This window comes from Pseudescherichia sp. (assembly GCF_031987975.1).
GTDB lineage: Bacteria > Pseudomonadota > Gammaproteobacteria > Enterobacterales > Enterobacteriaceae > Pseudescherichia.
This window is the reverse complement of sequence record NZ_DALZYX010000002.1, coordinates 198,650-224,516: the sequence shown is the minus strand read 5'-3', so window position 1 is coordinate 224,516 and position 25,867 is coordinate 198,650. Positions and strand designations below refer to the sequence as shown.

The 25,867-nt window shown below is 59.7% G+C and carries 20 protein-coding genes; 13 read left to right on the top strand and 7 right to left on the bottom strand.

Features of this window, described 5'->3' with window-relative positions; translation table 11 throughout:
* The first annotated feature begins 4 nt into the window (after positions 1-4).
* The 10 genes from betC to RTN40_RS04375 all read left to right on the top strand — a co-directional run bounded on the left by betC (position 5) and on the right by RTN40_RS04375 (position 14,586).
* Positions 5-1,540: a choline-sulfatase gene (gene betC, locus RTN40_RS04420; protein WP_312227400.1), complete on the top strand. Its 1,536-nt coding sequence runs from the start codon at positions 5-7 to the stop codon at positions 1,538-1,540.
* A gap of 1 nt (position 1,541) precedes the next feature.
* The gene (gene choX, locus RTN40_RS04415) at positions 1,542-2,489 is read left to right on the top strand and encodes a choline ABC transporter substrate-binding protein (RefSeq protein WP_312227399.1); all 948 of its coding nucleotides are present in this window, start codon (positions 1,542-1,544) and stop codon (positions 2,487-2,489) included.
* A 212-nt stretch (positions 2,490-2,701) separates the two neighbouring features.
* Positions 2,702-3,793, top strand: coding sequence for a YncE family protein (locus RTN40_RS04410; protein WP_312227398.1), 1,092 nt, complete (start codon positions 2,702-2,704; stop codon positions 3,791-3,793).
* A 56-nt stretch (positions 3,794-3,849) separates the two neighbouring features.
* Positions 3,850-6,057: a TonB-dependent receptor gene (locus tag RTN40_RS04405; RefSeq protein WP_409418513.1), complete on the top strand. Its 2,208-nt coding sequence runs from the start codon at positions 3,850-3,852 to the stop codon at positions 6,055-6,057.
* A 150-nt stretch (positions 6,058-6,207) separates the two neighbouring features.
* On the top strand, positions 6,208-8,397 hold the full coding sequence (locus RTN40_RS04400) for a TonB-dependent siderophore receptor (RefSeq protein ID WP_312227396.1): 2,190 nt from the start codon (positions 6,208-6,210) through the stop codon (positions 8,395-8,397).
* Positions 8,398-8,497: 100 nt separating this feature from the next.
* On the top strand, positions 8,498-9,892 hold the full coding sequence (gene pheP, locus RTN40_RS04395; RefSeq protein WP_312227395.1) for a phenylalanine transporter: 1,395 nt from the start codon (positions 8,498-8,500) through the stop codon (positions 9,890-9,892).
* 167 nt (positions 9,893-10,059) lie between these two features.
* Positions 10,060-11,301 carry an MFS transporter gene (locus RTN40_RS04390; RefSeq protein WP_312227394.1) on the top strand — a complete coding sequence of 414 codons (1,242 nt, stop codon included), beginning with the start codon at positions 10,060-10,062 and terminating at the stop codon, positions 11,299-11,301.
* Between the two features lie 14 nt (positions 11,302-11,315).
* Entirely contained in the window at positions 11,316-12,380 is a 1,065-nt protein-coding gene (locus RTN40_RS04385) for a sugar phosphate isomerase/epimerase (RefSeq protein WP_312227393.1), read from the top strand.
* Positions 12,377-13,528: a Gfo/Idh/MocA family oxidoreductase gene (locus RTN40_RS04380; protein ID WP_312227392.1), complete on the top strand. Its 1,152-nt coding sequence runs from the start codon at positions 12,377-12,379 to the stop codon at positions 13,526-13,528. Before RTN40_RS04385 ends, RTN40_RS04380 begins: the two co-directional genes overlap by 4 nt.
* A 77-nt stretch (positions 13,529-13,605) precedes the next feature.
* Positions 13,606-14,586, top strand: a complete 981-nt coding sequence (locus RTN40_RS04375) for a LacI family DNA-binding transcriptional regulator (protein WP_312227391.1) — start codon at positions 13,606-13,608, stop codon at positions 14,584-14,586.
* Between the two features lies 1 nt (position 14,587).
* On the opposite strand, the gene RTN40_RS04370 is transcribed toward RTN40_RS04375, so the two are convergent.
* Positions 14,588-16,015 carry an MFS transporter gene (locus RTN40_RS04370; RefSeq protein ID WP_312227390.1) on the bottom strand — a complete coding sequence of 476 codons (1,428 nt, stop codon included), beginning with the start codon at positions 16,013-16,015 and terminating at the stop codon, positions 14,588-14,590.
* A 127-nt stretch (positions 16,016-16,142) separates the two neighbouring features.
* On the opposite strand from RTN40_RS04370, the gene RTN40_RS04365 reads away from it, so the two are divergent.
* Entirely contained in the window at positions 16,143-16,997 is an 855-nt protein-coding gene (locus RTN40_RS04365) for a helix-turn-helix transcriptional regulator (RefSeq protein ID WP_312227638.1), read from the top strand.
* Between the two features lie 50 nt (positions 16,998-17,047).
* On the opposite strand, the gene nfsB is transcribed toward RTN40_RS04365, so the two are convergent.
* Positions 17,048-17,701, bottom strand: a complete 654-nt coding sequence (gene nfsB, locus RTN40_RS04360) for an oxygen-insensitive NAD(P)H nitroreductase (RefSeq protein WP_312227389.1) — start codon at positions 17,699-17,701, stop codon at positions 17,048-17,050.
* 89 nt (positions 17,702-17,790) lie between these two features.
* Entirely contained in the window at positions 17,791-18,375 is a 585-nt protein-coding gene (locus RTN40_RS04355) for a TetR/AcrR family transcriptional regulator (RefSeq protein ID WP_312227388.1), read from the bottom strand.
* A gap of 174 nt (positions 18,376-18,549) precedes the next feature.
* On the opposite strand from RTN40_RS04355, the gene RTN40_RS04350 reads away from it, so the two are divergent.
* Positions 18,550-18,894 carry a RamA family antibiotic efflux transcriptional regulator gene (locus RTN40_RS04350; RefSeq protein WP_312211355.1) on the top strand — a complete coding sequence of 115 codons (345 nt, stop codon included), beginning with the start codon at positions 18,550-18,552 and terminating at the stop codon, positions 18,892-18,894.
* Positions 18,895-18,940: 46 nt separating this feature from the next.
* On the opposite strand, the gene RTN40_RS04345 is transcribed toward RTN40_RS04350, so the two are convergent.
* On the bottom strand, positions 18,941-21,088 hold the full coding sequence (locus RTN40_RS04345; protein WP_312227387.1) for a TonB-dependent siderophore receptor: 2,148 nt from the start codon (positions 21,086-21,088) through the stop codon (positions 18,941-18,943).
* Positions 21,089-21,225: 137 nt separating this feature from the next.
* Here RTN40_RS04345 and RTN40_RS04340 point away from each other — a divergent pair, with 137 nt between their 5' ends.
* Positions 21,226-22,794, top strand: a complete 1,569-nt coding sequence (locus tag RTN40_RS04340) for an alpha/beta hydrolase-fold protein (RefSeq protein WP_312227386.1) — start codon at positions 21,226-21,228, stop codon at positions 22,792-22,794.
* Here the strand turns inward: RTN40_RS04340 and RTN40_RS04335 are convergent.
* The 3 genes from RTN40_RS04335 to RTN40_RS04325 all read right to left on the bottom strand — a co-directional run bounded on the left by RTN40_RS04335 (position 22,771) and on the right by RTN40_RS04325 (position 25,784).
* Positions 22,771-23,028 (bottom strand): DUF1158 domain-containing protein, encoded by a 258-nt coding sequence (locus RTN40_RS04335; protein ID WP_312211358.1) that lies wholly within the window; start codon positions 23,026-23,028, stop codon positions 22,771-22,773. The two genes, RTN40_RS04340 and RTN40_RS04335, sit on opposite strands and share 24 nt — an antisense overlap.
* A gap of 68 nt (positions 23,029-23,096) precedes the next feature.
* Positions 23,097-24,215, bottom strand: a complete 1,119-nt coding sequence (locus RTN40_RS04330) for a YbdK family carboxylate-amine ligase (protein ID WP_312227385.1) — start codon at positions 24,213-24,215, stop codon at positions 23,097-23,099.
* Between the two features lie 93 nt (positions 24,216-24,308).
* Positions 24,309-25,784 (bottom strand): PLP-dependent aminotransferase family protein, encoded by a 1,476-nt coding sequence (locus RTN40_RS04325; protein WP_312227384.1) that lies wholly within the window; start codon positions 25,782-25,784, stop codon positions 24,309-24,311.
* Between the last annotated feature and the right edge of the window lie 83 nt (positions 25,785-25,867).

Sequence of the window (25,867 nt, the reverse complement as noted above, 5' to 3'; positions counted from 1 at the left end):
GCTTATGAATAAACCGAATATCGTTATTCTTATGGCCGATCAGTTAACGGCCAGCGCCCTCAGAACATATGGTAATAAGGTTAGTCTGACACCGAATATCGATAAATTAGCGCGCGAAGGGGTGGTTTTCGAATCCGCCTACTGTAATAGTCCGCTTTGCGCGCCGTCGCGTGCGTCGCTAATGACCGGACAGTTTATTTCACGTAATTCGGTTTTTGATAATGCTGCCGAATTTCATGCTGATTCGCCCACTTTTTGCCACTATCTGCGCGAGCAGGGCTACCGGACCTGGCTCTCCGGCAAGATGCACTTCTGTGGCCCGGATCAGCTTCACGGTTTCGATGAGCGTCTGACCACCGATATCTACCCGGCGGATTTTGGCTGGACGCCGGACTGGCACCATCCGGAGCGCCGCCTGGACTGGTTCCACAACATGAGTTCGGTGCTGGAGGCGGGAGAGTGCGTGCGCACTAACCAGCTCGACTTTGACGACGATGCGCTCTTCCAGGCGCGCCAGCGGCTCTATGATGCAGCGCGGCGGCCCGACGAGCAGCCGTTTATGCTGCTGCTCTCCCTGACCCATCCCCACGATCCCTTTGCCATTCCGAAGCGTTATCTTGACCGTTTTAACGAGGCGGATATCGACATGCCGAAGACCCGCAGGGGGGACGTAGAGGACGACGCTCACTCCGCCCGACTGCGGGCCATGTACCAGTTGGAAGAGGGGCTGATCACCGACGAGCATATTCGCCGCGCGCGTCACGCCTACTATGGCGCGATGGCCTACGTCGATGACTGCTTTGGTGAAGTGGTGCGCACTCTGGAGGAGACCGGGCTGGCGGAGAATACCGTGGTGATGGTCATCGCCGACCACGGGGAGATGCTCGGCGAGCGCGACCTCTGGTACAAGATGACCTTCTTTGAAAACGCCGTGCGCATTCCCTTTATTGTGCACAACCCTAAACGTTTCGCGCCGCGCCGGGTAAGCCAGAGCGTCTCGCTGGTCGACGTGCTGCCTACTCTGGTGGAGCTGGCCTCCGGTGAAGATCGTAAACCGCAGGCGATTTCTCCCCTCGACGGCAGCAGCGTAGTGCCACACCTGAAAGGCGAATCGGGGCCTGACGATGCGGTGAGTGAATACCTTGCCGAAGGAGCGCTTGGCCCGATGCTGATGATCCGCCGTGGCAGCTGGAAATACATTCACTCCTTTAGCGAAGCGCCGCAGCTATTTAACCTCGCTGAGGATCCCCATGAGCGCGTCAACCTGGCGAGCCATGCGCGTTACCGGGATCAGGCTTACTCTTTTGCCAGCGAGGTGCGCTCCCGCTGGGATCTGGAGGCGCTCCATAAGCAGGTGCTGGCCAGCCAGCAGAAGCGGCTTTTCCTCACCCGTATCGCCGGGCGCGACGCTATTCCGAAGTGGGACTACCAGCCGTTCCTGGCGGCATCGGAACGCTATATCCGTAATCACCAGACGCTGGATGAACAAGAGGCCTTTGCCCGCTATCCGCGTCCTTTTCAACAACCGGCAGGAAAATAAAATGAAAATGAAGACACTCACGCAATTCGTTCTGCTGGCTGCGGCTGGCTGGCTTCCGCTGAACAGCATTGCCGCAGAAGAGGCGCGCTGTGACACCATCACCCAGTCCGATCCGGGCTGGACGGACATCGCGGCCACCAACGCACTCTCCGGCGTGGTGCTGAACGCGCTGGGCTATCAGCAGAAGGTGCAGAACCTCTCGGTAGCGCTGGCCTATCAGGGGCTGAAAACCGGTCAGGTGGATGTTTTCTTAGGCAACTGGATGCCTGCCCAGGAGCCGGTTATAAGCAAGTTTACCGCCGACGGCTCGGTCAAGGTGCTGGGGGCTAACCTGCCCGCGGCCCGTTTTACTCTCGCGGTGCCGGACTACGTGGCCGCTGCGGGCGTGAAAGACTTTGCCGACCTGCAAAAGTACGCCGACAAGTTTAATCATAAAATTTACGGCATCGCCCCCGGCGCGCCGGCCAACCAGAACCTGAAGAAGATGCTCGACAAGCACGATTTTGCCCTGCAGGACTGGAATCTGGTGGAGTCGAGCGAGAGCGGGATGCTGGCGCAGGTGACGCGGGCGGTGGAGCGGAAGGAGTGGATCGTCTTCCTCGGCTGGGAGCCGCATGCCATGAACACCCGCTTTAAGCTGGCCTACCTGAGCGGGGGCGATGCTTACTTTGGCGCTAACTACGGCAGCGCGACGGTCAACACCGTCACACGTAAGGATTTCGCCACTCAGTGCCCGAACGCTAACCGCTTCTTCAGCCAGCTGAAGTTTGACGTCCCGCTGGAGAACGCCGTTATCACCCGCGTGCTGGACGATAAGCAGAGCGCCCAGGAGGCTGCCCGCGCCGAGCTGGCTAAACGCCCGGAACTGCTGGATAGCTGGCTCGCTGGCGTCACCACCCGCACCGGGGAACCGGCGAAGCCAGCGGTGTTAAAAGCCCTGGGGCTGTAAGCGATAACGGCAGCACTAAAATCCTGTTAAAAACCACGTAACTTCTATGAGGCGAAGCTGCGTGGTTTTTTCTCAACTTTTCAAGGTAATTATTCTTGATCGCATACTCATAATGAGTATAGTTCTCATTCTCTTTAGCGTTTGGTCAGGCCGTTTTTGGCCGGCGCGCTACCTTCCTGATGAATGACTTTGAACGGTTAAGGATGCTTCTGATGAAAATGAAAACCTCTGCCCTGGCTCTCTGCGTGGCAATGGTGCTGAGCGGCTGCAATACCACCCAGTCCGCCAGCGCAAAACCGGCCGCCGAGGCGCAAAAACCGCAGGCAGCGTCCGCGCAGCAGAGCAACGTCGTGAAGCGCGATCTGGCGGAGGGTGTTTATGAGCTGGCGTTAAGCCCGGCGGGCGATGCGCTGTACGTGGCCAGCGCTGAAGGGTTCAAAGACGTGCAGGGCGGGGTGGTCTACAAGCTCGATCCTAAAACCTTAAAAACGATCGGATCGACCCATACCGATCTAAAAAACTTCGGCATGGATATCGCCCCGGACGGTAAAACTGTTTACGTCACCAACTCGCTGGACGCGGGCATTAGCGCCATCAACACCGCCGACGGCAAGGTGCTGGCGCGGGCAATCTTCCCGGAACGTAATAAAGAGGGCTTCCCGTACGGCGCACGCCAGGTGCTGCTGCATAACGGCCTGCTCTACATCGGCGCGGTAGCCGATCCGGCGCTGATCTGGGTGGTGGATGCGAAAACCATGAAGCTGAAAACGCGCATCAAAAACACCGGTAAATGGATGACCGGCCTGCACTACTCCGAGCAGACCCAGCGCATCTATGCTGCCAACGGCGGCGGTGAAATTCTGGTCATCAATCCGCGCACCAACCGTGTGGAAAAGCGCTGGAAGCCGCTGGCTGAAAAAGAGGCCCTGCTGCTTAACTTCGCAGAGGACAGCGCCACCGGCCGCCTGTTCGTGACCGATAACTCAAAGGCAAAAACCACTCTGGTGCTGGATATCCATACCGGCAAGGTGATCAAGCAGCTCGACGTCGGTGACTCCCTGTCGGTGAAGTTCAACCCGAAACGCAACGAGATCTACATCAGCCAGCGTGAGTCCGGCAAGCTGCTGAGCCTCGACGGCACCACCTACGCGGTGAAGCAGGCGTGGGATCTGCCGCCAAACCCGAACAGCCTGCTGGTCTCTGCCGACGGCCAGACCCTCTATGTCACCGTCAAGCAGGCCTTCAATAAAGATCACTCGACCAACGGTCCGGACAGCGTTGTCCGCATCGCCCTGAATCAGTAATCCAACCGGCCCGGCAACGGGCCATTTTTTTAACCACGCTCTCGTATGAGTTAATGATGCGACCTATAAAAAATAACGCTCTCACTTTGCGCAAGTCCTTGCTTGCGCTGGCTATCGGCGCGGTAGCCCATTCAGCGCAGGCTGAAGCCGCTGACACCAGCAAGACCAATCAGGAAGATACCATTATGGTGCAGGCAGCACCGGTCAGCGAGTTTACGCCCGGCGGTGATGTGCCGGTTCCTGCTTATCTGGACGGTCAGGTAGCCCACGGCGGCCGTCTGGGGATGCTCGGCGAGCAGAAGGCGATGGACGTGCCCTTTAACGTCATCGGCTATACCGCCAAAGCGGTAGAGGATCTGCAGGCCAAAACCATTGCCGACGTGGTGCGCAACGACGCAGGCGTCCAGCCGGTGCAGGGCTACGGCAACTCCGCCGAAACCTACCGCATTCGTGGCTTTAAGCTCGACGGCGACGACATGACCATGAGCGGCCTGCCGGGCGTGGTGCCGCGTCAGGTCGTAGATACCCAGATGATCGAGCGTGTCGAGATCTTCAAAGGTGCCAACGGTCTGCTGAACGGCGCGGCGGGCAGCGGCGTAGGTGGGATGATCAACCTTGAGCCTAAGCATGCGGAAGATACCCCCACGACCCGCGTAGGCGTCGACTACACCAGTCAGGCGATGGTCGGCGGATCGCTGGATCTGGGGCGTCGCTTTGGCGATAACAACCAGTTCGGCACGCGCATTAACCTGCTGCATCGCGAGGGCGAAGCCCCGCTGGATCACGATCGCCGCCGTACCACGCTGGCCTCGATCGGCCTCGACTACCGGGGCGATCGCCTGCGCACCTCGCTGGATGCGGCCTACCAGAAGAAGACCTTCCACGGCAGCGGCATGGGGGTCAATATTACTGGCGTAGATTTCATTCCCGACGTGCCGGATCCCAGCAAGAACTTCAGCCAGACGTGGAGCTACAACGACATTGACAACCAGTTTGGTGTGGCCCGCGCCGAGTATGATCTGACCGACACCTGGACCGCCTATGCCGCTGCGGGTGCGCAGCAGGCCCATGAAATTGGAACCTACAGCTCGCCGAAGCTGCTCAACGCCAACGGTGATGCGACGGCAAGCCGTCTGGATACCAACCGCTATATCGATGCTAATAGCGGCATGCTGGGCCTGCGCGGTAATCTCGATACCGGCTTTGTCTCGCATAAAATCAACGTTGGCTATTCGGCGCTGATCAAACGCGACAGAACCGCATGGCGGATGTCCTCCGCTGCTGCCAACCCGACCATCAATATCTATCATCCGAGCGATGTGGCAATGCCGCCTGTGACGAGCTTTGGCGGTAACTATGGCGATCCGCGTACCACCAGCCGGAACCGGACTCAGGGCTGGCTGCTGAGCGATACCCTGGGCGTGCTGGATGACAGCCTGCTCTTCACCGTTGGCGCGCGTAACCAGAAGGTGGTGGTGCGCAACTACAACAACGCCACGGGAGCGGAACAGAGTGACTCCCGCTATGAAGAGAGCCGCTGGATGCCAACCTACGGCGTGGTCTATAAGCCGTGGGAAGAGCTGTCGCTCTACGCCAACCATACCGAAGCCTTGCAGCCGGGCGCCGTCGCCCCGAGAAGCGCCTCTAACTTCGGTCAGAGCACCGGCATTGCCCACTCGAAGCAGAATGAGGTCGGGGTGAAGATCGACTACGGTCGCATCGGCGGTACCCTGGCGCTATTTGAGATCAAAAAACCCTCTGCCATTCAGTACGGTACGGATGGTCCCTACAAGCTTGACGGCGAGCAGCGTAACCGCGGCCTGGAGCTGAACGTCTTTGGCGAGCCGGTGCTCGGCCTGCGCCTTAACGGCAGCGCCACCTGGGTCAACGCGGAGATGACCAAAACGCAGAACGGCACTAACGACGGCAAAGATGCTATCGGTGTGCCAGGCGTCTTTATGGTGTTTGGCGCAGAGTACGACATCAAGCCGGTAGAGGGCCTGACGGCAACGGCGCGCGTGAACCACTCCGGCTCGCAGTATGCCAACGCCGCCAACACCAAAAAGCTGGATGACTACACCACGCTGGATCTGGGCGTTCGCTACCGGACCCGCCTGAATCAGGATGCCAACGAGATGGTGTGGCGCGTGGGCGTGGATAACGTGACCAACGAGAAGTACTGGTCCGGCGTCGAAGATCTGGGCACCTACATCTTCCGGGGCGATCCGCGCACGCTGAAGATCTCCATGAGCTACGACTTCTAGGTAAGGAGTCTGCATAGGCGGCGCAAATATGAAGGAATTAAGGATATTCAGGTAAGAAATAAGAAGATTGCGCCGCTGTATACAAAATAATAATAGTTATCATTATCATGCTCATTCTCAAAATATGACAAAAAAATGGAGAAGAGTGGCATGGTTGTAAGTAACCTTTTCAAAAAGCGTCCGCTGGCGCTGGTGTTATCCTCCTGTCTGAGCGTTAGCGCCTGGGCGGTAGACGATGTAGCGGTGGACGACGGTGAAGAGATGGTGGTACATGCCACCGCAGAGCAGGAGCTTAAGCAGCAACCCGGCGTGTCGATCATCACCGCCGAGGATATTAAAAAAGAGCCGCCGGTGAACGACCTGTCGGCCATCATCCGTAAAATGCCGGGCGTTAACCTGACCGGCAACAGCGCCTCCGGCAGCCGGGGCAATAATCGCCAGATCGATATTCGCGGCATGGGTCCGGAGAATACTCTGATCCTGATCGACGGCGTGCCGGTGACCTCCCGCAACGCCGTGCGCTACAGCTGGCGCGGCGAGCGCGATACCCGTGGCGACAGCAACTGGGTGCCGGCAGAGCTGGTGGAGCGCATCGAGGTGATCCGTGGGCCGGCAGCGGCGCGCTACGGCTCCGGCGCAGCGGGCGGCGTGGTGAACATCATCACCAAACGACCCACCAACGACTGGCACGGCGCGCTCTCCCTCTACACTAACCAGCCCGAGAACGACAAAGAGGGGGCGACCAAACGCGCCAACTTCGATCTCAGCGGGCCGCTGGCAGGCGATGCGCTGACCATGCGCCTCTACGGCAACCTCAATAAAACCGACGCCGATGCCCAGGATATCAATACCGCCCAGAACGGCTCCTACGCCGCCGGACGAGAAGGGGTGCGTAACAAAGATATCAACGGTCAGCTGTCATGGAAAATCACCCCCACGCAGATCCTTGATTTCGACTATGGCTACAGCCGTCAGGGTAATATCTACGCCGGTGATACCCAGTACAGCAACGGTAACCTCAGCCCCAACGGGCTGGTTAATACGCTCTACGGCGATGAAACCAACCGCATGTACCGCCAGAACTACGGCCTGACCCATAACGGCATCTGGGAGTGGGGCCAGTCGAAGGTCGGCGTCTACTACGAAAAAACCAACAACACTCGCCTGCAAGAGGGATCTACTGGCCGCGTCGAAGGGATGATCAACAGCGACACCTATGACACCAGCCGTCTTGAGACCTGGCGCAGCACCGGCGAGGTAAACATTCCCGTCACGCTGTGGGTCGATCAGACCGTGACGCTGGGGGCAGAGTGGGAGCGCGAGGCGCTGAACGATCCGGCCTCGATGTCCGCCACCGACGCGACGGGGATCGCAATCGGCAATGTTGCAGGCAACCCGGCCGATCGCGACAGTAAAAATAGCGCCGAGACCACCGCCGTCTACTTCGAGGATAATATCGAAGCCGCGCCGGGCACCTTTATCATTCCGGGGATCCGTCTCGACTACCACAATAAGTTTGGCACTAACTGGAGTCCGTCGCTGAACGTCTCTCAGGATCTGGGGGAAGACTTCAAGCTGAAGGCGGGGATCGCCCGGGCCTATAAAGCGCCGAACCTCTACCAGTCCAGCGAGGGCTATCTGCTCTCGACGCGCGGCAATGGCTGTCCGAATAACATCGCCACCGGCAGCTGTTATCTGCTGGGCAACAACGATCTCGACCCGGAGACCAGCGTTAATAAAGAGATTGGCCTTGAGTTCAGCCGCAGCGGCTACGTAGCGGGTATCACGTACTTCCGTAACGACTATAAAAACAAGATCGTTGCCGGGACGGACGTACTGGGTTACGCCTCTAACGGTTACAACATCCTGCAGTGGGAGAACGGCGGCAAGGCGGTGGTGGAAGGTCTGGAGGGCAACCTGAGCATTCCGCTGGTTGAGGATACGCTGACCTGGCGCACTAACGGCACCTACATGATCCAGTCGGAAAACAAAGACACCGGCAACCCGCTCTCGGTGATCCCGGAGTACACCGTCAATACCATGCTTGACTGGAAGATGACGGACAAGCTCTCTACCAACGTTAACTGGACGATGTATGGTCGCCAGAAGCCGCGTGAGCATGCGGAGATCCGCACTGAGACCGGCACGCTGGCCACCAATGAGGTGGGCGCGTACTCCATCGTTGGCCTGAACGCCAACTACCAGCTGACGAAAAGCCTGCTGCTCAACGGCGGGATCAATAACCTGTTCGATAAGCGTCTCTATCGTGAAAACGAAGGCGCATCGACCTATAACGAGCCGGGCCGCGCCTACTACGCTGGCGTTACCCTGTCGTTCTGATAGCGAGGGCTGGCGGCAACGCCAGCCTTTTCGTCTGCTTGCTACCGGTAACGCTAAGTGTTAAAAGATGCCCCTTTATTAAAATAGACAGGGGTAGGACGTGAAAAACGCGTCAATCGCATCTGGCCAGCAACAGGCAGATGGCGCGTCGGGGAGTGGGCCGACGCTGCAACGGGGTTTGCAAAACCGTCATATTCAACTTATCGCGCTGGGCGGTGCTATCGGTACCGGGCTGTTTCTGGGCATCGGGCCTGCGATTCAGATGGCCGGGCCAGCGGTACTGCTGGGCTACGGCATTGCCGGGATTATCGCCTTCCTGATTATGCGTCAGCTGGGCGAGATGGTGGTCGAGGAGCCGGTCTCCGGTTCGTTCTCCCACTTTGCCTGGAAATACTGGGGTCCCTTCGCGGGCTTCCTCTCCGGCTGGAACTACTGGGTGATGTTTGTGCTGGTGGGCATGGCTGAGCTGACCGCAGCGGGCATCTATATGCAGTACTGGCTGCCGGACGTACCGACGTGGGTCTGGGCCGCCGCGTTCTTTATCATCATCAACGCTGCCAATCTTGTTAACGTCCGCCTCTATGGCGAGATGGAGTTCTGGTTTGCGCTGATCAAAGTGCTGGCGATTATCGCGATGATCGGCTTTGGCCTGTGGCTGCTCTTCTCCGGCCACGGCGGCGAGCGCGCTACCTTTGATAACCTCTGGCAGCACGGCGGCTTCCTTGCTACCGGCTGGCACGGGCTGATCATGTCCCTGGCGGTGATCATGTTCTCCTTTGGCGGTCTGGAGCTGATCGGCATTACCGCCGCCGAGGCCCGCGATCCGCAGACCACCATTCCGAAAGCGGTGAATCAGGTGGTCTACCGTATCCTGATCTTCTATATCGGCTCGCTGGTGGTGCTGCTGGCGCTCTATCCATGGGTAGATGTCAAAGCCGACAGCAGCCCGTTCGTGATGATTTTCCACGAGCTGGACAGTAACATCGTCGCCTCGGCGCTGAACTTTATTATCCTGGTGGCCTCGCTCTCGGTGTTTAACAGCGGCGTCTACTCTAACAGCCGCATGCTGTTTGGCCTCTCGGTGCAGGGCAACGCCCCGGCGTTTTTAACCCGCGTTAACGCCCGCGGCGTGCCGGTGAACTCGCTGTTCCTCTCCGCAGGGATTACTTCCCTGGTGATCCTGATTAACTACCTGCTGCCGAAAGAGGCCTTTGGCCTGCTGATGGCGCTGGTGGTGGCGACGCTGCTGCTGAACTGGATCATGATCTGCCTCGCGCACCTTAAGTTCCGGGCGGCGATGCGTCGTCAGGGCCGTGAGAGCCAGTTTAAAGCGCTGCTCTATCCGGCAAGCAACTATATCTGCATCGCCTTTTTAGTGCTGATTCTCGGGCTGATGTGCACCATCGACGGCATGCGGATGTCCGCTATCCTGCTGCCGGTGTGGATCGCTTTCCTCTTCATCGCCTTCAAACTGCTGCGCCGCAAGGCACGCTAATCTTCTGCCCGGCGGCATGCTGCTTGCCGGGCTTCATCCCTCCGTCATATTTATCGTGAGCCTTCTCCCAGATCTCAGCTAACCCACAGGCAAACTATTTTGTAATCGATTACTTTTCTATTGATCGCATTTTGTAATCGATTACTTTACACGGGTGAGGCGATAAAATGGTGTCAACAACCGAAAGTAGCGGCAAAGGGCAGGTGCAGCATCGACTGCTCGTGCCAAGACTGTCCCTGATGATGTTTCTCCAGTTCTTTATCTGGGGAAGCTGGTCCGTCACGCTGGGCCTTGTTATGACCCAGCACAACATGGCTCTGCTGATTGGCGACGCCTTTTCAGCCGGGCCGATCGCCTCGATTCTCTCGCCGTTTGTGCTGGGAATGCTGGTGGATCGCTTCTTTGCCTCGCAAAAGGTGATGGCGGTGATGCACCTCGCCGGGGCAGCCATTCTCTGGTTTGTCCCCCAGGCGCTGATTGCTCAGAACGGTGCGCTGCTGATTGGCCTGCTATTTGGCTATACGCTCTGCTATATGCCAACCCTGGCGCTAACCAACAACATCGCTTTCCATAGCCTGGCGAACGTCGATAAGACCTTCCCGGTGGTACGCGTGTTTGGCACCATCGGCTGGATCGTGGCGGGGATATTTATCGGCGTGACCGGCATCGCGGCGAGCGTCAACATCTTTATGGTGGCGGCTGCCTGCTCGGTGCTGCTGGCGCTCTATAGCCTGACGCTGCCCCATACCCCTGCGCCCGCTAAAGGGCTGCCGGTGGCGGTGCGCGATCTTTTTTGCGCCGATGCCTTTGCGCTGTTGAAAACGCGCCACTTCTTTGTCTTCTCGCTCTGCGCCATGCTCATCTCCGTGCCGCTCGGGACCTACTACGCCTACACCGCCTCGTATCTGGCGGACGCCGGGGTAGGGGATGTCAGCACCGCGATGTCCTTCGGCCAGATGTCTGAGATCGTCTTTATGCTGGTGATCCCGCTGCTGTTCCGTCGCCTCGGCGTGAAGTACATGCTGCTGATCGGTATGTGTGCCTGGTTCGTGCGCTACGCCTTTTTTGCCCTCGGGGTAAGTGAAGAGACGCGCTTCCTGCTCTATCTCGGTATTTTGCTGCACGGCATCTGCTACGACTTCTTCTTTGTCGTAGGCTTTATCTATACCGACCGCGTGGCAGGAGCAAAGGTCAAAGGCCAGGCGCAAAGCATGATCGTCATGTTCACCTACGGCATCGGGATGCTGCTTGGTTCGCAAATCTCCGGCGCGCTCTATAACCGGCTGGTCGCCGGGCAGGCTGTGCCCGAGGCGTGGGTTACCTTCTGGTGGATCCCCGCCGTCGCCGCTGCCGCTATCGCGCTGGTATTCCTGTTTACATTTAAATATGACGACAACGAGCGGGCTTAATGGTGGAGGATGGTATGAAAACAGTTCAGGGACCGGGGATTTTTCTGTCGCAGTTTATCGGAGAAAAGGCACCCTTTAACACCCTGGAGGGGTTGGCGGAGTGGGCGGCGCGGCTGGGCTACAAGGCGCTGCAAATTCCCTGCAATCATCCGCATATTTTTGATCTCGAGCTGGCCGCGCTGAGCCAGACCTACTGCGATGAGATCAATGGCACGCTGGCGACGTACGGGCTGGTGATTAGCGAGCTTTCAACGCATCTTGAGGGCCAACTGGTGGCCGTGCACCCGGCTTATGACGCCGCCTTCGACAACTTTGCCCCTGAGCATCTGCGGGGTAATCCCACGGCACGCCAGGCGTGGGCGGTAGAGAAGGTGACTCAGGCGGCGGTAGCCTCACAAAAGCTGGGCCTGCGCAGCCACGCCACCTTCTCCGGGGCGCTGGCGTGGCCTTACTTCTACCCGTGGCCGCCGCACAATGCCCTGCTGCTCGACGAAGCCTTTGCCGAGCTGGCTCGTCGCTGGCGGCCTATTCTGGATCGTTTCGATCGTTACGGGGTCGATCTCTGCTTTGAGATCCATCCGGGGGAGGATCTGCATGACGGGGTGACCTTCGAGCGCTTCCTGACCGCCGTGGATAACCATCCGCGCTGCAATATTCTTTACGATCCCAGCCATCTTCTGCTCCAGCAGATAGATTACCTGGCATTTATCGATATCTATCATTCGCGGATTAAAGCCTTCCACGTTAAGGATGCAGAGTTCCGCATCAACGGGCGCAGCGGCGTCTACGGCGGCTATCAACCGTGGGTGGATCGCGCCGGGCGCTTCCGCTCGCCGGGGGATGGGCAGATAGACTTCGGGGCGATCTTTAGCAAGCTGACGCAGTACGGCTACGACGGCTGGGCGGTGCTGGAGTGGGAGTGCTGCCTAAAGCAGGGTGACGCCGGGGCGCGGGAGGGCAGCGAGTTTATTCGCCGCCACATTATCCCGGTTGCGGATCGGGCGTTTGATGATTTTGCCGCAGGCGGCGGCGATCGGGCCAGCGTGCGGGCCATGCTGGGATTAGGAGATGCATCATGATCGGCGTAGGGATTATTGGCAGCGGGTTTATTGGCCCGGCGCACATTGAAGCCCTGCGCCGTCTGGGGGACGTGCAGGTGGTAGCGCTCTGCGATCGCTCCCTGGAATCAGCGCAGCAGAAGGCCGCTGCGCTCAACGTGCCCTTTGCCTTTGGCGATATCGACGCCATGCTGGCCCACCCCGGTATTGATGTGGTGCATAACTGCACTCCTAACCACCTTCATGCTGAGATAAACCGACGCATTTTACGCGCCGGTAAGCACGTTTTCTCGGAGAAGCCGCTCTGTATGACGCCGGAGGAGGCAACGGAGCTGGTGGTGCTGGCCGAGCAGGCGGGCGTGGTGCACGGGGTCAGCTTTGTCTATCGTCAGTTTGCCATGGTCCAGCAGGTGGCGAGCCTGCAACGCCACGGCAGGCTCGGGCGGCTCTTCTCGGTCTACGGCAGCTACCTTCAGGACTGGATGCTGCTGGAGACGGACTACAACTGGCGGGTGGACGCCGCGCTGGGCGGCGCGTCGCGAGCGGTGGCCGATATCGGCTCGCACTGGTGCGATACGTTACAGTTTGTTACCGGGCAACGGATCGTGGAGGTGATGGCCGATCTGGCAATTGTCTGGCCGACCCGCAAGGCGCGGCTGGACGGCGGGGCGACCTTCAGCGCTGGCGGAGTCGAGGCGCAGTATGAGGATCGCCCGGTTACCACCGAAGACGGCGGCTCGGTGCTGGTACGCTTTGCCGACGGCAGCAAAGGCTGCTTTAGCGTCTCGCAGGTCAGCGCGGGGCGGAAAAACCGTCTCAGCTTTGAGGTGAATGGCAGCTGCTGCTCGCTGGGCTGGGATCAGGAGATCCCTCAGCAGCTGTGGATTGGGCACCGTCAGCGTCCCAACGAGATCCTTACCGACGATCCGGGTCTGATGTCGCCCGACGTTGCCAGCAGCGCGCACTTTCCCGGTGGGCATATAGAGGGCTGGCCCGACGCTTTTAAGAATATGATGGCGAACTTCTACCAGGCGGTGCGCGCTGGAACCATGCCGGAGGCCAGCGCCAGTTCGTTTGCCTCTTTTTATGACGGCGCCGACGTGATGTTCATCATTGATGCCATTATAAAAAGCCATCAGCAGCAGCGCTGGATGCCGGTGACCCGCTAAGCCGCTGCCGGTTCGCCGGGCAGCGGTTTTATGGTAGCCTGCTATAAAAAGCGTTAACCGCAGGATGTGTTGTCGTTATGTCAATTCAAAAAATCGCTCGCCTGGCCGGAGTGTCGGTAGCGACGGTCTCCCGGGTCATCAACCACAGCGGGTCCGTGAAGCCGCAAAACCGCGAGCGCGTGCTGGCGGCGATTGAAGAGAGCAACTACCAGCCGAATCTGCTGGCCCGCCAGCTCCGCACCGCCCGGAGCTATATGATCCTCGTGCTGGTGTCGAACATCGCCAACCCCTTCTGCGCCGAAGTGGTAAAAGGTATTGAGGAGGAGGCGGAGAAGAATGGCTACCGTATCCTGCTGTGCAATACCGGCTCGGATATGGCACGCTCCCGATCGGCGCTGACCCTGCTGTCGGGGAAAATCGTTGATGGCATCATCACCATGGACGCCTTCTCTAAGCTGCCGGAGCTGACGACCATGATTGGCCAGGCGCCCTGGGTACAGTGCGCCGAGTATGCCGATGAGGGGAGCGTCTCCTGCGTCGGGATTAACGATATCGACGCCTCCCAGTACGTGATCCAGCACCTGATTAACCGGGGCCGCCAGCGCATTGCGCTGATCAACCACGACCTGAGCTATAAATATGCCCGCCTGCGCGAGCGGGGCTATAAGAACGTGCTGGAGCAAAACGACCGCAGCTGGACGGCAGTCGAGTACGCCAGCGAGCTGAGCTTTAATGCGGGCAGGGCGGCGATGGAGAGCCTACTGCGCGCCGATGAGCGCCCGGATGCGGTATTTGCGGTCTCCGATACCCTGGCGGCTGGCGCACTGCTGGCAATAGCGCAGGCAGGGCTGACGATGCCAGACGACATCGCCGTGGTGGGCTTTGACGGCACGCCGCTGGCGGAGATGGTCTCGCCCCAGCTCAGCACCGTGGCGCAACCTTCCCAAGAGATTGGCCGTAAAGCCGTGGCCCTGCTGCTGAACAAAATCGACAATCCCGAGACCCCGGCAGAAAGAGTGATGATGGACTGGCGCTTTATTGAACGCGCCAGCGCCTGAGTCACGACGTCGCGATTGCCGGGCTGCGGTTCAGATGGTGGCGCATGCCAATGGCCATCGCCGCCAGCAGCAGCATCATTACCGCCTCAACGCCAAGGAAACCGATCATCGCCTGCGTATAGCTGCCGTGATGGTGACGCATCAGCACTAACAGCAGCGAGCCAAACACCGCCGGGCCAAGGCCCAGCGTCGCCTGCTGCAACGTGCTGAGCAGGGCGCTGCCCGCCCCGGCATCGTTGGCGGTGATATCACGCATTCCCACCCGGTAGAAGCAGTTGACGATCAGCGCCTGACCGTAGCCAATCAGCGCGGTTGACGGCACCAGCGTCAGGGCCGTGGTGGCCTGACCGTAGTGGTGGAAGGTCTCCATCAACAGCAGCAGCCCGCCGATCTGTACCGCCAGGCCAGAAAGCAGGATCCGCCCCATGCTGTGGCGGGCAATCAGCTTCGGCGCGTACATTGCTGAGAGGAAGTAGGCCACGCCGAGGGCAATAAAGCTGTTGCCTGACTGCCACGGGGCCATTCCCAGGCCGCACTGCATGGTCAGCGCCATGCAGAACATAAACCCGGACCATGCGCTAAAGAACAGCAGGGCGATCACCATGCCGAAGCGAACGCTGGCGAGCTGCAACAGCCGCGGCGGCAGCAGCGGATGTTCGCCGCGCCGTTGCTTGCCCAGCGCGCTGGCCCGCATCCACACCAGCAGCGGAAGCGTGGCCAGCAGCATCAGCTGCATCGACCACGGCCAGTGCAGCTCCGGTCCCAGCGCCATCGGAAACAGCAGGCAGCAGAGGATCAGGGCAAGGATAAATGTTCCCTGCCAGTCGATGGGCGAATGCGTATCGCGCCGGGTCTCCGGCACGTAGCGATAGCTGAAGGCCAGCACCAGCAGGCCAATCGGCACGTTGATGAAAAAGGCGTTACGCCAGCCCAGCCCGGCGATATCTGCCGACACCAGCCAGCCGCCGCACATCTGTCCGACAATAAATGCGATACCACCAATGCCGCCGTAGAGGCTGATAGCCCGCGCGTGAGCCGTGCCTTTCAGGGTGACGTGCAGGGTCGCGAGGATCTGCGGGACGATCAGCGCCGCCCCCGCACCCTGCAGAGTGCGAGCCACCAGCAGGGCGGTAATCGAGTTAGCCATGCCGCACAGCAGCGAGGCGAAGCTGAACACCGCCACGCCCCACATAAACAGACGGCGGCGACCATAGTTATCCCCTAGCTTGCTACCCATCGCCAGGCAGACGGCAAAGGCCACGCCATACAGGGCGACGATAAGCTCCAGCTGGGTGGCGCTGGCGTGTAGCGATGCGGTAATTGAGTCGAGGGCGACGTTAGTGATCGAGGTGTCGATCAGGGGCAGCATCTGGCCGGTCAGCAGCAGGAATAGCCCCGCGCGGCCGGGTGAAACAGGTGACGTTTTCATGGTAGCTCCATTGCGTCATTCAGCGAATGGACGTAGCATCGCTGATTGAATAAACGGGTACCAGTTCCTGATTATACTGGTACTGACACTACCATGCTGAAGAGAGGCTGGAGAGACCATGAGCCTGATGAGCCACAGCGAGCTGGACGTCGCGCAGATACGCCAGGACGATCGCCGTAAACAGCTGGGCGCTTTTCTGCGGGCGCGGCGGGAGAGCCTGGATCCGCAGCGGCTGGGACTTCCGCGCAGCGGTCGGCGGCGCACGCCGGGCCTGCGCCGGGAGGAGGTCGCGATGCTGGCTGACGTCGGCGTGACCTGGTATACCTGGCTTGAGCAGGGCAGGGAGGTCAATCCTTCAGCGGTGGTGATGCAGGCGGTGGCCGATGCGCTCCAGTGCAGCCCGCTGGAGACGCGGCATCTGTTCCTGCTGGCGGGTCTGCCGCCGGTGGAGTCGGCAAACGTCACGCCGTGCGAGGGGATCAGCCCCGGCACGCGACGGATGCTGGACAGCCTGTTGCCGCAGCCGGCCAGCATTCAGAAACCCAATTTTGATATCGTGGCGTGGAACGACGCTTTCTGTCGGCTGATGGGCGTCGATTTTGCGGCGCTGCCGGAAGACGATCGCAACTGTATCTATCTCTATCTGACCCATCCGGGCTGGCGTAGCCGACTTGCAAACCGGGACGTGCTGCCGACCTTTGTCTCCTATTTCCGTGCGGCGATGGCGGAGCACCGCGGCGAAGCGGCGTGGGAGAACAAGCTGGCACGCTTTTTTGCCGCCTCGGAGGAGTTTGAGGCGCTCTGGCACCAGCGCTACGAGGTGCGTGGGGTAGAGAATCAGATTAAAAACTTCCATCACCCGGATTTTGGCGAGTTCCAGCTCCAGCAGATGTACTGGTACTCTGCGCCGCGTAACGGTTCGCGGCTGCTGGTCTATCTGCCGGTCGATGAGGCGGGCGAGCAGGTGCTGGCAAGGCTGTAACGAGGGATTCTCCCCGGCATCTGAACGCCGGGGAGCGGGCCGGTACTGAATTAGATCTCAGTGACCACCACCTCTTCTGGCAGGCGGGATTTTGGCAGGGCCTTGTTGAAATCTTCTACGCTGTGATGGCCGACCGGGACGACCACCAGGCTGGTGAAGCCTTGCTCTTTCAGGCCAAATTCGGCATCCAGCACGTCGGCATCAAAACCTTCGATCGGTACCGCGTCGAGGCCCATTGCGCCCACGCCCAGCAGGAAGTTACCGACGTTCAGGTAGACCTGACGCGCCATCCACTCATGGTCATCCTGGCGATCCTTACGGTGCAGGTCGGCAAAGAAGGTGCGGCCCTTGTGGTTAGCCGCTTTGGCTTCCGGCGTGGCAAAGCGGCCGTCGGCATCTTCCTGATCCACCACCTTCTCCAGCCAGCCGTCGTCCATGGCGGTTTTCGCGCAGAACACCACCACGTGGGAGGCATCCAGCATTTTGCGTTCGTTGAACACGTAGCCGCCCGCTGCAGATTTCGCTACCCGCGCTTTGCCCTCGTCGGTGCTGGCAACGATAAAGTGCCACGGCTGTGAGTTGGTGCTGGACGGGCTATAGCGCAGCAGCGTTTTAATCTTCTCCGCTTCGTCGGCGGTCAGTTTTTTACTGGCGTCAAAAGCCTTGGTTGAGTAGCGCTGCAAGGCAATGGAAACGATATCCATAAATACTCCTGATGATATTTTTGGGATGAGTTGTGCTGCGCTGTAGCGTACAGATTCAGCGAAGAAAAAATAAGTGAAAAACGTGCGCTTTAGCTACCGTTGCTGTCCGCCAGGGCGCGCCACATCGCCTCGAAGCCGTGAGCTTTAAAATCGGCTGCCTTCTCGGGTTCGCGGCTGGCGAACTCAATGGTGGTTTCGGCAAGGGAGAGGAACAGCGCATCGCCAAAGGCGTGGAAGGCCTCAGTAAGAAAAATTGGCAGCACCGAGCGACGGCATAGGGTGTGGAGATCCGGGAATAGCTCATCCACATTTTGCTGGGTGGCGCAGGTAATTTTACCCGATACCGCCAGCTGACGGATTGCCCGGTGACCGATGGGGTGCAGAATGCCCCAGTCGATATAGCTATTCCAGATGTAGCGGGTCAGCGCCTTGGCTTCGCTGACGGAGCGATCGAGACCGTCGAGCATGGCATGGCAGAGATCGGTTTTTAGCGCGAGATAAACCGCATTGAGCAGATCGTCTTTGGTGGCGAAGTAGCGAAAGAGGGTGCCTTCCGCCACGCCCGCGTTACGGGCTATCAGGGCGGTGGAGGCGGTGATCCCCGACTGGGCAAATGCTTCGGTTGCCGCTTCCAGTAACGCCTGTTTTTTATCTTCACTCTTCGGACGAGCCACTACCCTTTACCTCATACGCTGTTAAACCCTGATTGAAACATGACATCTGCCGCTCCGCAACGGGTGATGTCAAAGATCGAAAATCATCTTGACGACTTTTTGACTCTTTCTATAATGAGTGCTTACTCACTCATAATCAAGTTTTAGCGCTTAAAGAGCAGAGAGGAACGACGTATGACCATTTCCGCTCAGGTTATCGATACGATTGTCGAGTGGATCGACGACAATTTGCACCAGCCGCTGCGTATTGAGGAGATTGCCCGGCACGCAGGCTACTCCAAATGGCATCTTCAGCGGCTGTTTATGCAATACAAAGGCGAGAGCCTGGGACGCTACATCCGCGAACGTAAGCTGCGGCTGGCGGCTCAGGAGCTGCGTGATACCGATCAGAAGGTATTTGATATCTGCGTTAAGTACGGCTTTGATTCTCAGCAGACCTTTACGCGCATTTTTACCCGCACGTTTAATCAGCCGCCGGGGGCATACCGGAAGGAAAACCACGGCCAGGCGCGGCATTAGGTCTCTGTTAGCCCGGCAGACCTGCGCTGCCGGGCGGTATGACATCTTACCAGGCGTAGCTGACCGTGGCGGTGGCGGTACGCCCAATGCCCCAGAAGCAGGCGCTGTCGCTGGCGCATGACGCAACGTACTTGGTATCGGCCACGTTATTGACGTTAAGCTGCACCGTAGCGCCTTTCAGGCTGCTGCTCGCCTCTCCCAGATCGTAGCTCAGCATGGCATCGTAGAGATCCACCGCCGGAACCTTAAAGGTGTTGCGTGCGTCGCCGTAGCTGGTGCCGAGATAGCGCATGCCAACGCCTGCGGTGAGGCTTTTGAGCGGGCCGGACGGCAGCGTATAGCTGGCAAAGGCCGAGGCTATATGGGTAGGGATCCGCGCCGGGGTCTTGCCCTGGGTGCCTGCCACGGTGGTGCTGGCGGTCTCCGCGTCGGTATAGGTGTAGGAGCCAATCAGGTTCAGACTATCAAACAGGGTGGAGTGGATCTCCGTTTCAATCCCCTTCGAGCGCACTTCTCCGGCGTTTTCAAACCATCCCAGCGAGCTGTTGTAGGTCGGGACGTTGCTCTGCTTGAGATCGTAGACTGCCAGCGTCATCAGGGTGCTTTCCACCGGCTGATACTTCACGCCCACTTCGGTCTGCTTGCCGGTGGTGGGCTTGAACGGGGCCAGGCCCGGTGCGCGGTTGGTTTGCAGATTCGGCTCAAACGAGGTGCTGTAGCTGATATAGGGCGAGAGGCCGAAATCAAAGGCGTAGAGCAGGCCGGTACGCCAGGTGAACTTATTATCGTTCTGCTGCACGCTGCCGTCATCGGCGGTAAAGTCGCTGGTGCGTACCTCATCCCAGTCGTAGCGGCCGGAGAGCAGCAGCTCCCAGTTGTTCCAGCTCAGCTGATCCTGCAGATAGAGACCCATCTGATCCAGATCCTGCTGCTCGTCGCTGGCGGTGCTGAAGGTGCTCTCATCGACGTTGATACCATAGACCGGATTTAGCCAGTTCAGATTGTACTGCGCACCCATGCCGCGCTTCAGACTCTGAGCGTCCCGGCTGGATTTGTAATCCAGGCCGCCAAGCAGGGTATGGTTCACCTCTGCGGTGGTGAACTGCGCCTCCAGCTGATTATCGATGCCGAACTCGTCGGTCTGGCGCTCTTCGTGCTGGGCGCGACGGGTCAGCAGCGTGCTGTTCGGTGCGCTGGAGGCATAAACGAGATAGCGGTACTTCTGCTTGATGGTGGCGTAGCGCGCATTCTGGCGGAAGGTAAAGGCGTCATCGAACTGATGCTCAAACTCATAGCCGACCATCGTCTGCTCGCGCCAGGACTGGTTATAGTTCGGATCGCTGACGTTGAAGTCCAGCGGAATGTGCTGCCCGTCGGCGCTCCGCACCGTGCCGTAGGCGGGCAGGAAGTTGCGATAGCCTGCGTCCGGATCCTTCTGGTAGCTGGTGAGCAGGGTAAAGCGCGTCTGATCGTTAGGGTACCAGGTCAGGGCCGGAGCGATGGCCACGCGCTCCTCTTTATAGTCTTTGACCTGGCTGTGCTGGGTGCGGGCGATCCCGTTCAGGCGATAGAGCAGGCGGCCATCGTCGCTCAGCTGGCCACCGAAATCGAACGCTCCCTCTGCCAGCTCATCGTTACCGGTGCGGAACTGAACGCGGTGGATCGCTTCGCTGGTGGGGCGCTTGCTGGTCATGCCGATCAGGCCGCCTGGGTTGACCTGGCCGAAGAGCACTGAGGCGGGGCCGCGTACCAGCTCCACGCGCTCCAGCAGCCAGGGATCGACGGTGCCGGTCTGCGACGAGGCGGTTGCCCCGAAGCTCAGACCGTCGAGGAATTTCGGCACGTAGCTGAAGCCACGTACAAACACCTCATCGTTACGGTTCGAGGAGCCACGGTACTCGGTAAAGACCCCGGCGGAGTAGCGCAGCGCCTGCGAGACCGAGGTGACGTCCAGAGCCTGCATCTGATCGCGGGTAATCACCGATACCGACTGCGGGGTCTTCACCAGCTCGGCTGAGGTTTTGGTTGCCGACAGCGTTTTGGTCGCCACCATCCCTTTCAGCGGCGCGGTAGGATCCTCCGCCGCGCCCGTTGTCACTACCAGCGTCTCCTCATTGGCTAGCGCAGGCGTCGCCGCCCCGGCAGCCGCCAAACTCAGTAACCACGTCTGCATTATCTTGTTGTTTTTAAGCATTATTACCAATTCCCTTGCCTGTTTGAGATCCCTGCCAGCAGAGCAGGGGGCGCTATCATCAACGCTGCGAATGATATTGCAAATTATTACCATTTGCATTAGCGTTGTTGGCAAATTCTGGTAGGGAAACGTGAACAATGAAGATGGCGGTAGGCGGTTTATTGATGGGGCTAAGCGCATTACCTGCGATGGCGGCGACCTGTAATACGCCAGCGATGCAGGGCGAGCAGCAGGGGAAATTTGATGCCAGCGGCGAGGTCTGTTTTCAACTGCCGCGGCTGGCAGAGAACTATATTGCTGCCACGCTCTATGGCGTGACCGATGCCCGCCTGCTGGATGGAAACAACCGCCGCCTGCGCACGCTGCTGGAGGATGGTCCCCCGGACGGCGAGCAGTCGCTGCTCTTTGCCCTGCCGGTGCAGCAGCCTTCGTCGCTGGTGCTGCACGGGGAAGAGGGGATGCGCTGGCGGTTTAGCTGGCAGATGCATGAGACCACGCCGCTGCGCCGCGCACAGGTGCTGGATCCGGTCAGCCCGGCACTCCAGCGGCTGGCGGCCCAGCTTGCAGCCGGAGGCTCCAGCGAGAACTTCTGGCAGGCGCGCCAGCTGGCAGGGACGCCGCTGATCGAGCCGGTGGACGCCAGCCACAAGCGCGTGACTTTTTTGTGGCGCGGCGCGCGCAGCAACGTCTTTATCCTCGGTTCACCAGGAGGCGATCACGATCCGCTCTTCCGGCTGGGCAACTCCGACGTCTGGTTCCGTAGCTATGTCGTGCCTAATGACACTGTGATGCAGTATAAGCTGGCGCCGGACGTGCCTCAGCTTGCGGGCAGCGCCGTGCCGCAGCGGCGTGCTATTCTGGTGAGCGCCCAGGCCGATCCCCTCAACCCACAGACCCTCAGCGAGCCGCACAGCGATCGCTGGAAACGCGCATCCCTGCTCGATCTTACTCCTACCCGCTACTTCAGCAACGCGGCGATGGCCCAGCCGGTGCGCCACGGCACGCTAACCCGTCACCGGCTGCACAGCGAGTTGCTAAACAACAGCCGGGAGATAACCCTCTACCGACCGCGCTCGGCCCAGCCCGCACGCTGGACGCTGATCCTGTTTGATGGCAAAACCTGGCAGGGAGATTACCATACCGCCAGCGTGCTGGACGCCCTCATCGCCCGCCATGCGCTGCCGCCTGTTAACGTGGTGTTTGTTGACAGCCTTGACGCGGCGCGGCGCGGGAAGGAGCTACCGCCTAACCCGGTTTTTGCTGACTTTATGGCTCATGAACTGCTGCCTTGGCTGCGCCAGCGCGGCGTGGCGTTGACGCGAAGCAAGACGGTGGTCGGTGGGGCAAGCTATGGTGGGCTGGCCTCCTCCTGGGTGGCGCTGCGCTATCCGCGCCTGTTTGGCAACGTGCTGAGCCTATCCGGCTCCTACTGGTGGTCGCCGAAAGGGGAAGCTCCCGGCTGGCTGACGCGCCAGTATCAGCAGTCGCCGCGCTACCCGGTGCGCTTCTGGGTAGAGGCCGGACGTTTTGAGACGCAAGGTAAAGGGGGCGGGATCTACCGCGACAGCGCGGAGTTTGCCCGGGTACTGGACGACAAGGGGTACAGCGTCAGCTTCCACCCCTGGTCAAGCGGCCATGATTATGCCGCCTGGACCGAGGCGCTGGTCTATGGCCTGCGCGACTTAACGGGAGGAGTGGTTCAGTGAGAACCAGCGCCGCCAGATAAAGCGCAGCACGTAGTACTCTATGGTCCCGAGCAGCAGGAACCAGGCGCAAAACAGCAGGGTATAGAGCTGCCCGGCGTCCACCAGATGAAAGGTAGCGATAAGCTGCTGGGTCAGCGCGCCACCCGGCGAAGGGACGGGCAGCAGCAGACAGGAGAGGAAGGCCAGCAGTAAAATACCTGCGGCCGTCATCAGGGATTCAAGCGGGTGCGTCATGGTGATGTTAATCGTCAGTTAAAACGATATTGTCAGCCATTTGCCAGACCGGCGCAACCAGACCGGCGCTATTGCGCCGCCCAGATCTCCGCGTGCTTCTGCACCAGCCCAATCAGCGAGCCGCCGTCGGCAACGAAATCGCGCATCAGCTGATCCTCACTTTTACCACGCCGTACAAACTGCGCCAGCGCTTCCAGGGCGCTGCTGCCGTTCAGCTTATCGGCGTAGGGGGCAATTTTGTCCAGCAGGCGCTGAATATCTTCACCAATGGTAACCTGCTCGCCGGTATGCACGTCAGTTAGCACGCCTGCAAAGCCGTAGCGGCAGGCCTGGAAGCGATTGAACTTATAGAGCAGATAGTCACGCTCCTGCAACTTGAACGGCCGCTCGGCCAGCAGCCAGTGAGAAATCGCCTGGATAAAGCCAGCAATGTTCACCGCATGACCGAGGGTCAGCGGAGTATCCATCACCCGCACCTCAACCGTACCAAAGTGTGGGCTGGGGCGAATATCCCAGTGTAAATCCTTGATGCTATCGATCATGCTGGTGTAGCTCAGGCGGCGGAACAGCCCCTCAAATTCCGACCAGTTGCTGACCCAGGGGGCATGGCCGTTGTCCGGAAAAGCGGAGAAGATGTTAAGCCGCGACGAGGCGAAGCGGGTATCGGTGCCCTGGATATAGGGCGAGGCTGCGCCGAGCGCAATGAAGTGGGGTACGAAGCGCGACAGGCCGTGCATCAGATAGATGGCATCATCGCCGCTCGGACAGCCCACGTGGACATGCTGGCCAAACACCGTCGCCTGCTGCACCAGATAGCCAAACATCTCCAGCGTGCGTGCGTAGCGTTCGTCATCGCACACCTCCTGACGCTGCCACGTCTGGAACGGGTGCGTGCCGCCGCCGCAAATTTGCAGATGGTGTTCGCTGGCGGCGCGCAGGATAGCCTGCTGCATGGCGGAGAACTGTCCGGCAGCCTGGTGGATATCTCCGCAGACGCCGGTGGCAATCTCCAGCATACTTTCGGTGATGTCGTGCTTCACTTCGCCACCTTTGACTTCAGCCTTGACGGCGTCAATCAGCGTGGTGGAGTCCTGGCTAAGGTCGTATCCCGGCGGGTTAACCACCTGCAGCTCCAGTTCAATACCCAGGGTGAAGGCGTCAGATCGATGAAAATCGGGTAGAGGCATAGGTAAACTCGCTGTTGTCTGTTTTTAATCAGTATAGAGCGAGTTTGGCCCTAACCGAGGCGGCAGCCGGGCAACAGGCGATAAATCAGACAATTACAGCTGCTGTAGCTGCCTCTGTAGCACCTCGACGCCCGGCGCGATGGCGTCGGGGTTGATGGCGTGGAAGCCCATGCGAAAGAAGCTGTCAGGCGGGGCGGCATCAAGGAAATGGCGTGCGCCCGGCTCAATCAGCACCCCTGCGTGGGCCGCCCGCCAGGTTAGCTGCTGGGTATTCACCGACGGCGGCGTCCGCAGCCAGAAGGCGTTAGCGTGCTCGCTTCCTGCCATTAGCGTGCACTCTGGCAGAGAGGTGCGCAGCGCGGTGGCCAGCGTCTCCCAACGACGGGCGGAGTCTTCGTGGTAGCGGCGCAGATGGGTTTCGTAGTAGCCCTGGGCGAGAAAGTGCGCCATTTGATACTGAATGTTGGCCGGTGGATGACGGTAGATCAGACGCCTGAGGGCGCGCGCCTCGTCGATGAGATCCGGATCGGCCACCATAAAGCCCAGCCGCAGGCCAGGGGAGAGCGCCTTCGACAGGCTGCTGATATAGATCACCCGCCCGCTGCGATCGCTGGCCTTCAGTGCGGGCAGTGGGTTCTGCATAAAGTTACTCTCCGAGTCATAGTCGTCCTCAATAATCACCGCATCATGGCGGGTGGCGTGGGCCAGAAGCTGTGTACGCCGCGCTCTGCTCATCGTCACCCCCGTTGGCACCTGGTGACCAGGCGTAACGTAGTAGTAGTCGCAGGGCGCGTCGCTGAGCACCAGCCCCTCTTCATCCACCGGGTGCGGCACAATCGTGGTATCGCTGAGGAGAAAGGTATTGATCGCTTCGCGAAAGCCTGGGTTTTCTACTGCGACCCGCGTCTGTCGGGACATCAGCAGGCGGGTCAGCAGATAGAGGGCATTTTGCGATCCGAGGGTGATCAGGATCTCATCCGGGGCGGCAACGATGCCACGCTTGGGCAGCACGCGGGTGCGGATCTGCTCAATCAGCATCGGCACGTCCTGATCGATATGATCGACCACCCAGGCCGGATCGCGCACGCCGCCATGCAGCCAGTTTGCCGCCGCGCGCCATGTGGTAAGCGGAAAGCGCTGGGTATCCGGCTGGCCGTAGATAAAGGGGTAGCGATAGTGCATCCAGCCGGCAGGTTTAAGGATCGACTCCTGTTGACTGGGCTGCATCTTCAGCCTTTCGCCCCAGCGTGGTGCGTTTTTTACACATTCCGGTGCAGGCGGCTCCGGCTCCCGTACCGCCGCAACGGACTGTGCTGCGTGATAGTCTGGATGCAGATAGTAGCCGCTGCGCGGGCGGCTGATAAGATAGCCTTCATTGACTAAGCCCTCGAAAACCAGCGCCGTGGTATTGCGGGAGACATTAAGCTGGGCGGCCAGCGCCCGGCAGGAGGGCAGCGGCGTATCCGCTGGAAAAATGCCGCAGAGGATAGCGTCGATGAGCGACTCACGCACCTGCTCCTGCAAACCACGTTGGCGGTCGAAATTAATATGCAGTAAGTGTCGAATCATAGTGCGCTCCTTCAGGCTCTTTAGCGGAATGCAGCAAGTTTTATACCAGCTTATTTAGCGCTGACACGGACATACGCTAAAAC

Bases quoted from the DNA above. Each gene is read 5' to 3' on its own strand.
- choX (WP_312227399.1), top strand. From the start codon at position 1,542: ATGAAAATGAAGACACTCACGCAATTCGTTCTGCTGGCTGCGGCTGGC.
- RTN40_RS04365 (WP_312227638.1), top strand. From the start codon at position 16,143: ATGAGCCACAGCGAGCTGGACGTCGCGCAGATACGCCAGGACGATCGC.
- RTN40_RS04335 (WP_312211358.1), bottom strand. From the start codon at position 23,028: ATGACGCACCCGCTTGAATCCCTGATGACGGCCGCAGGTATTTTACTG.
- RTN40_RS04370 (WP_312227390.1), bottom strand. From the start codon at position 16,015: ATGAAAACGTCACCTGTTTCACCCGGCCGCGCGGGGCTATTCCTGCTG.
- RTN40_RS04385 (WP_312227393.1), top strand. From the start codon at position 11,316: ATGAAAACAGTTCAGGGACCGGGGATTTTTCTGTCGCAGTTTATCGGA.
- RTN40_RS04375 (WP_312227391.1), top strand. From the start codon at position 13,606: ATGTCAATTCAAAAAATCGCTCGCCTGGCCGGAGTGTCGGTAGCGACG.
- RTN40_RS04340 (WP_312227386.1), top strand. From the start codon at position 21,226: ATGAAGATGGCGGTAGGCGGTTTATTGATGGGGCTAAGCGCATTACCT.
- RTN40_RS04350 (WP_312211355.1), top strand. From the start codon at position 18,550: ATGACCATTTCCGCTCAGGTTATCGATACGATTGTCGAGTGGATCGAC.
- RTN40_RS04400 (WP_312227396.1), top strand. From the start codon at position 6,208: ATGGTTGTAAGTAACCTTTTCAAAAAGCGTCCGCTGGCGCTGGTGTTA.
- RTN40_RS04330 (WP_312227385.1), bottom strand. From the start codon at position 24,215: ATGCCTCTACCCGATTTTCATCGATCTGACGCCTTCACCCTGGGTATT.
- RTN40_RS04410 (WP_312227398.1), top strand. From the start codon at position 2,702: ATGAAAATGAAAACCTCTGCCCTGGCTCTCTGCGTGGCAATGGTGCTG.
- RTN40_RS04405 (WP_409418513.1), top strand. From the start codon at position 3,850: ATGCGACCTATAAAAAATAACGCTCTCACTTTGCGCAAGTCCTTGCTT.
- RTN40_RS04345 (WP_312227387.1), bottom strand. From the start codon at position 21,088: ATGCTTAAAAACAACAAGATAATGCAGACGTGGTTACTGAGTTTGGCG.
- nfsB (WP_312227389.1), bottom strand. From the start codon at position 17,701: ATGGATATCGTTTCCATTGCCTTGCAGCGCTACTCAACCAAGGCTTTT.
- RTN40_RS04380 (WP_312227392.1), top strand. From the start codon at position 12,377: ATGATCGGCGTAGGGATTATTGGCAGCGGGTTTATTGGCCCGGCGCAC.
- RTN40_RS04325 (WP_312227384.1), bottom strand. From the start codon at position 25,784: ATGATTCGACACTTACTGCATATTAATTTCGACCGCCAACGTGGTTTG.
- RTN40_RS04390 (WP_312227394.1), top strand. From the start codon at position 10,060: ATGGTGTCAACAACCGAAAGTAGCGGCAAAGGGCAGGTGCAGCATCGA.
- betC (WP_312227400.1), top strand. From the start codon at position 5: ATGAATAAACCGAATATCGTTATTCTTATGGCCGATCAGTTAACGGCC.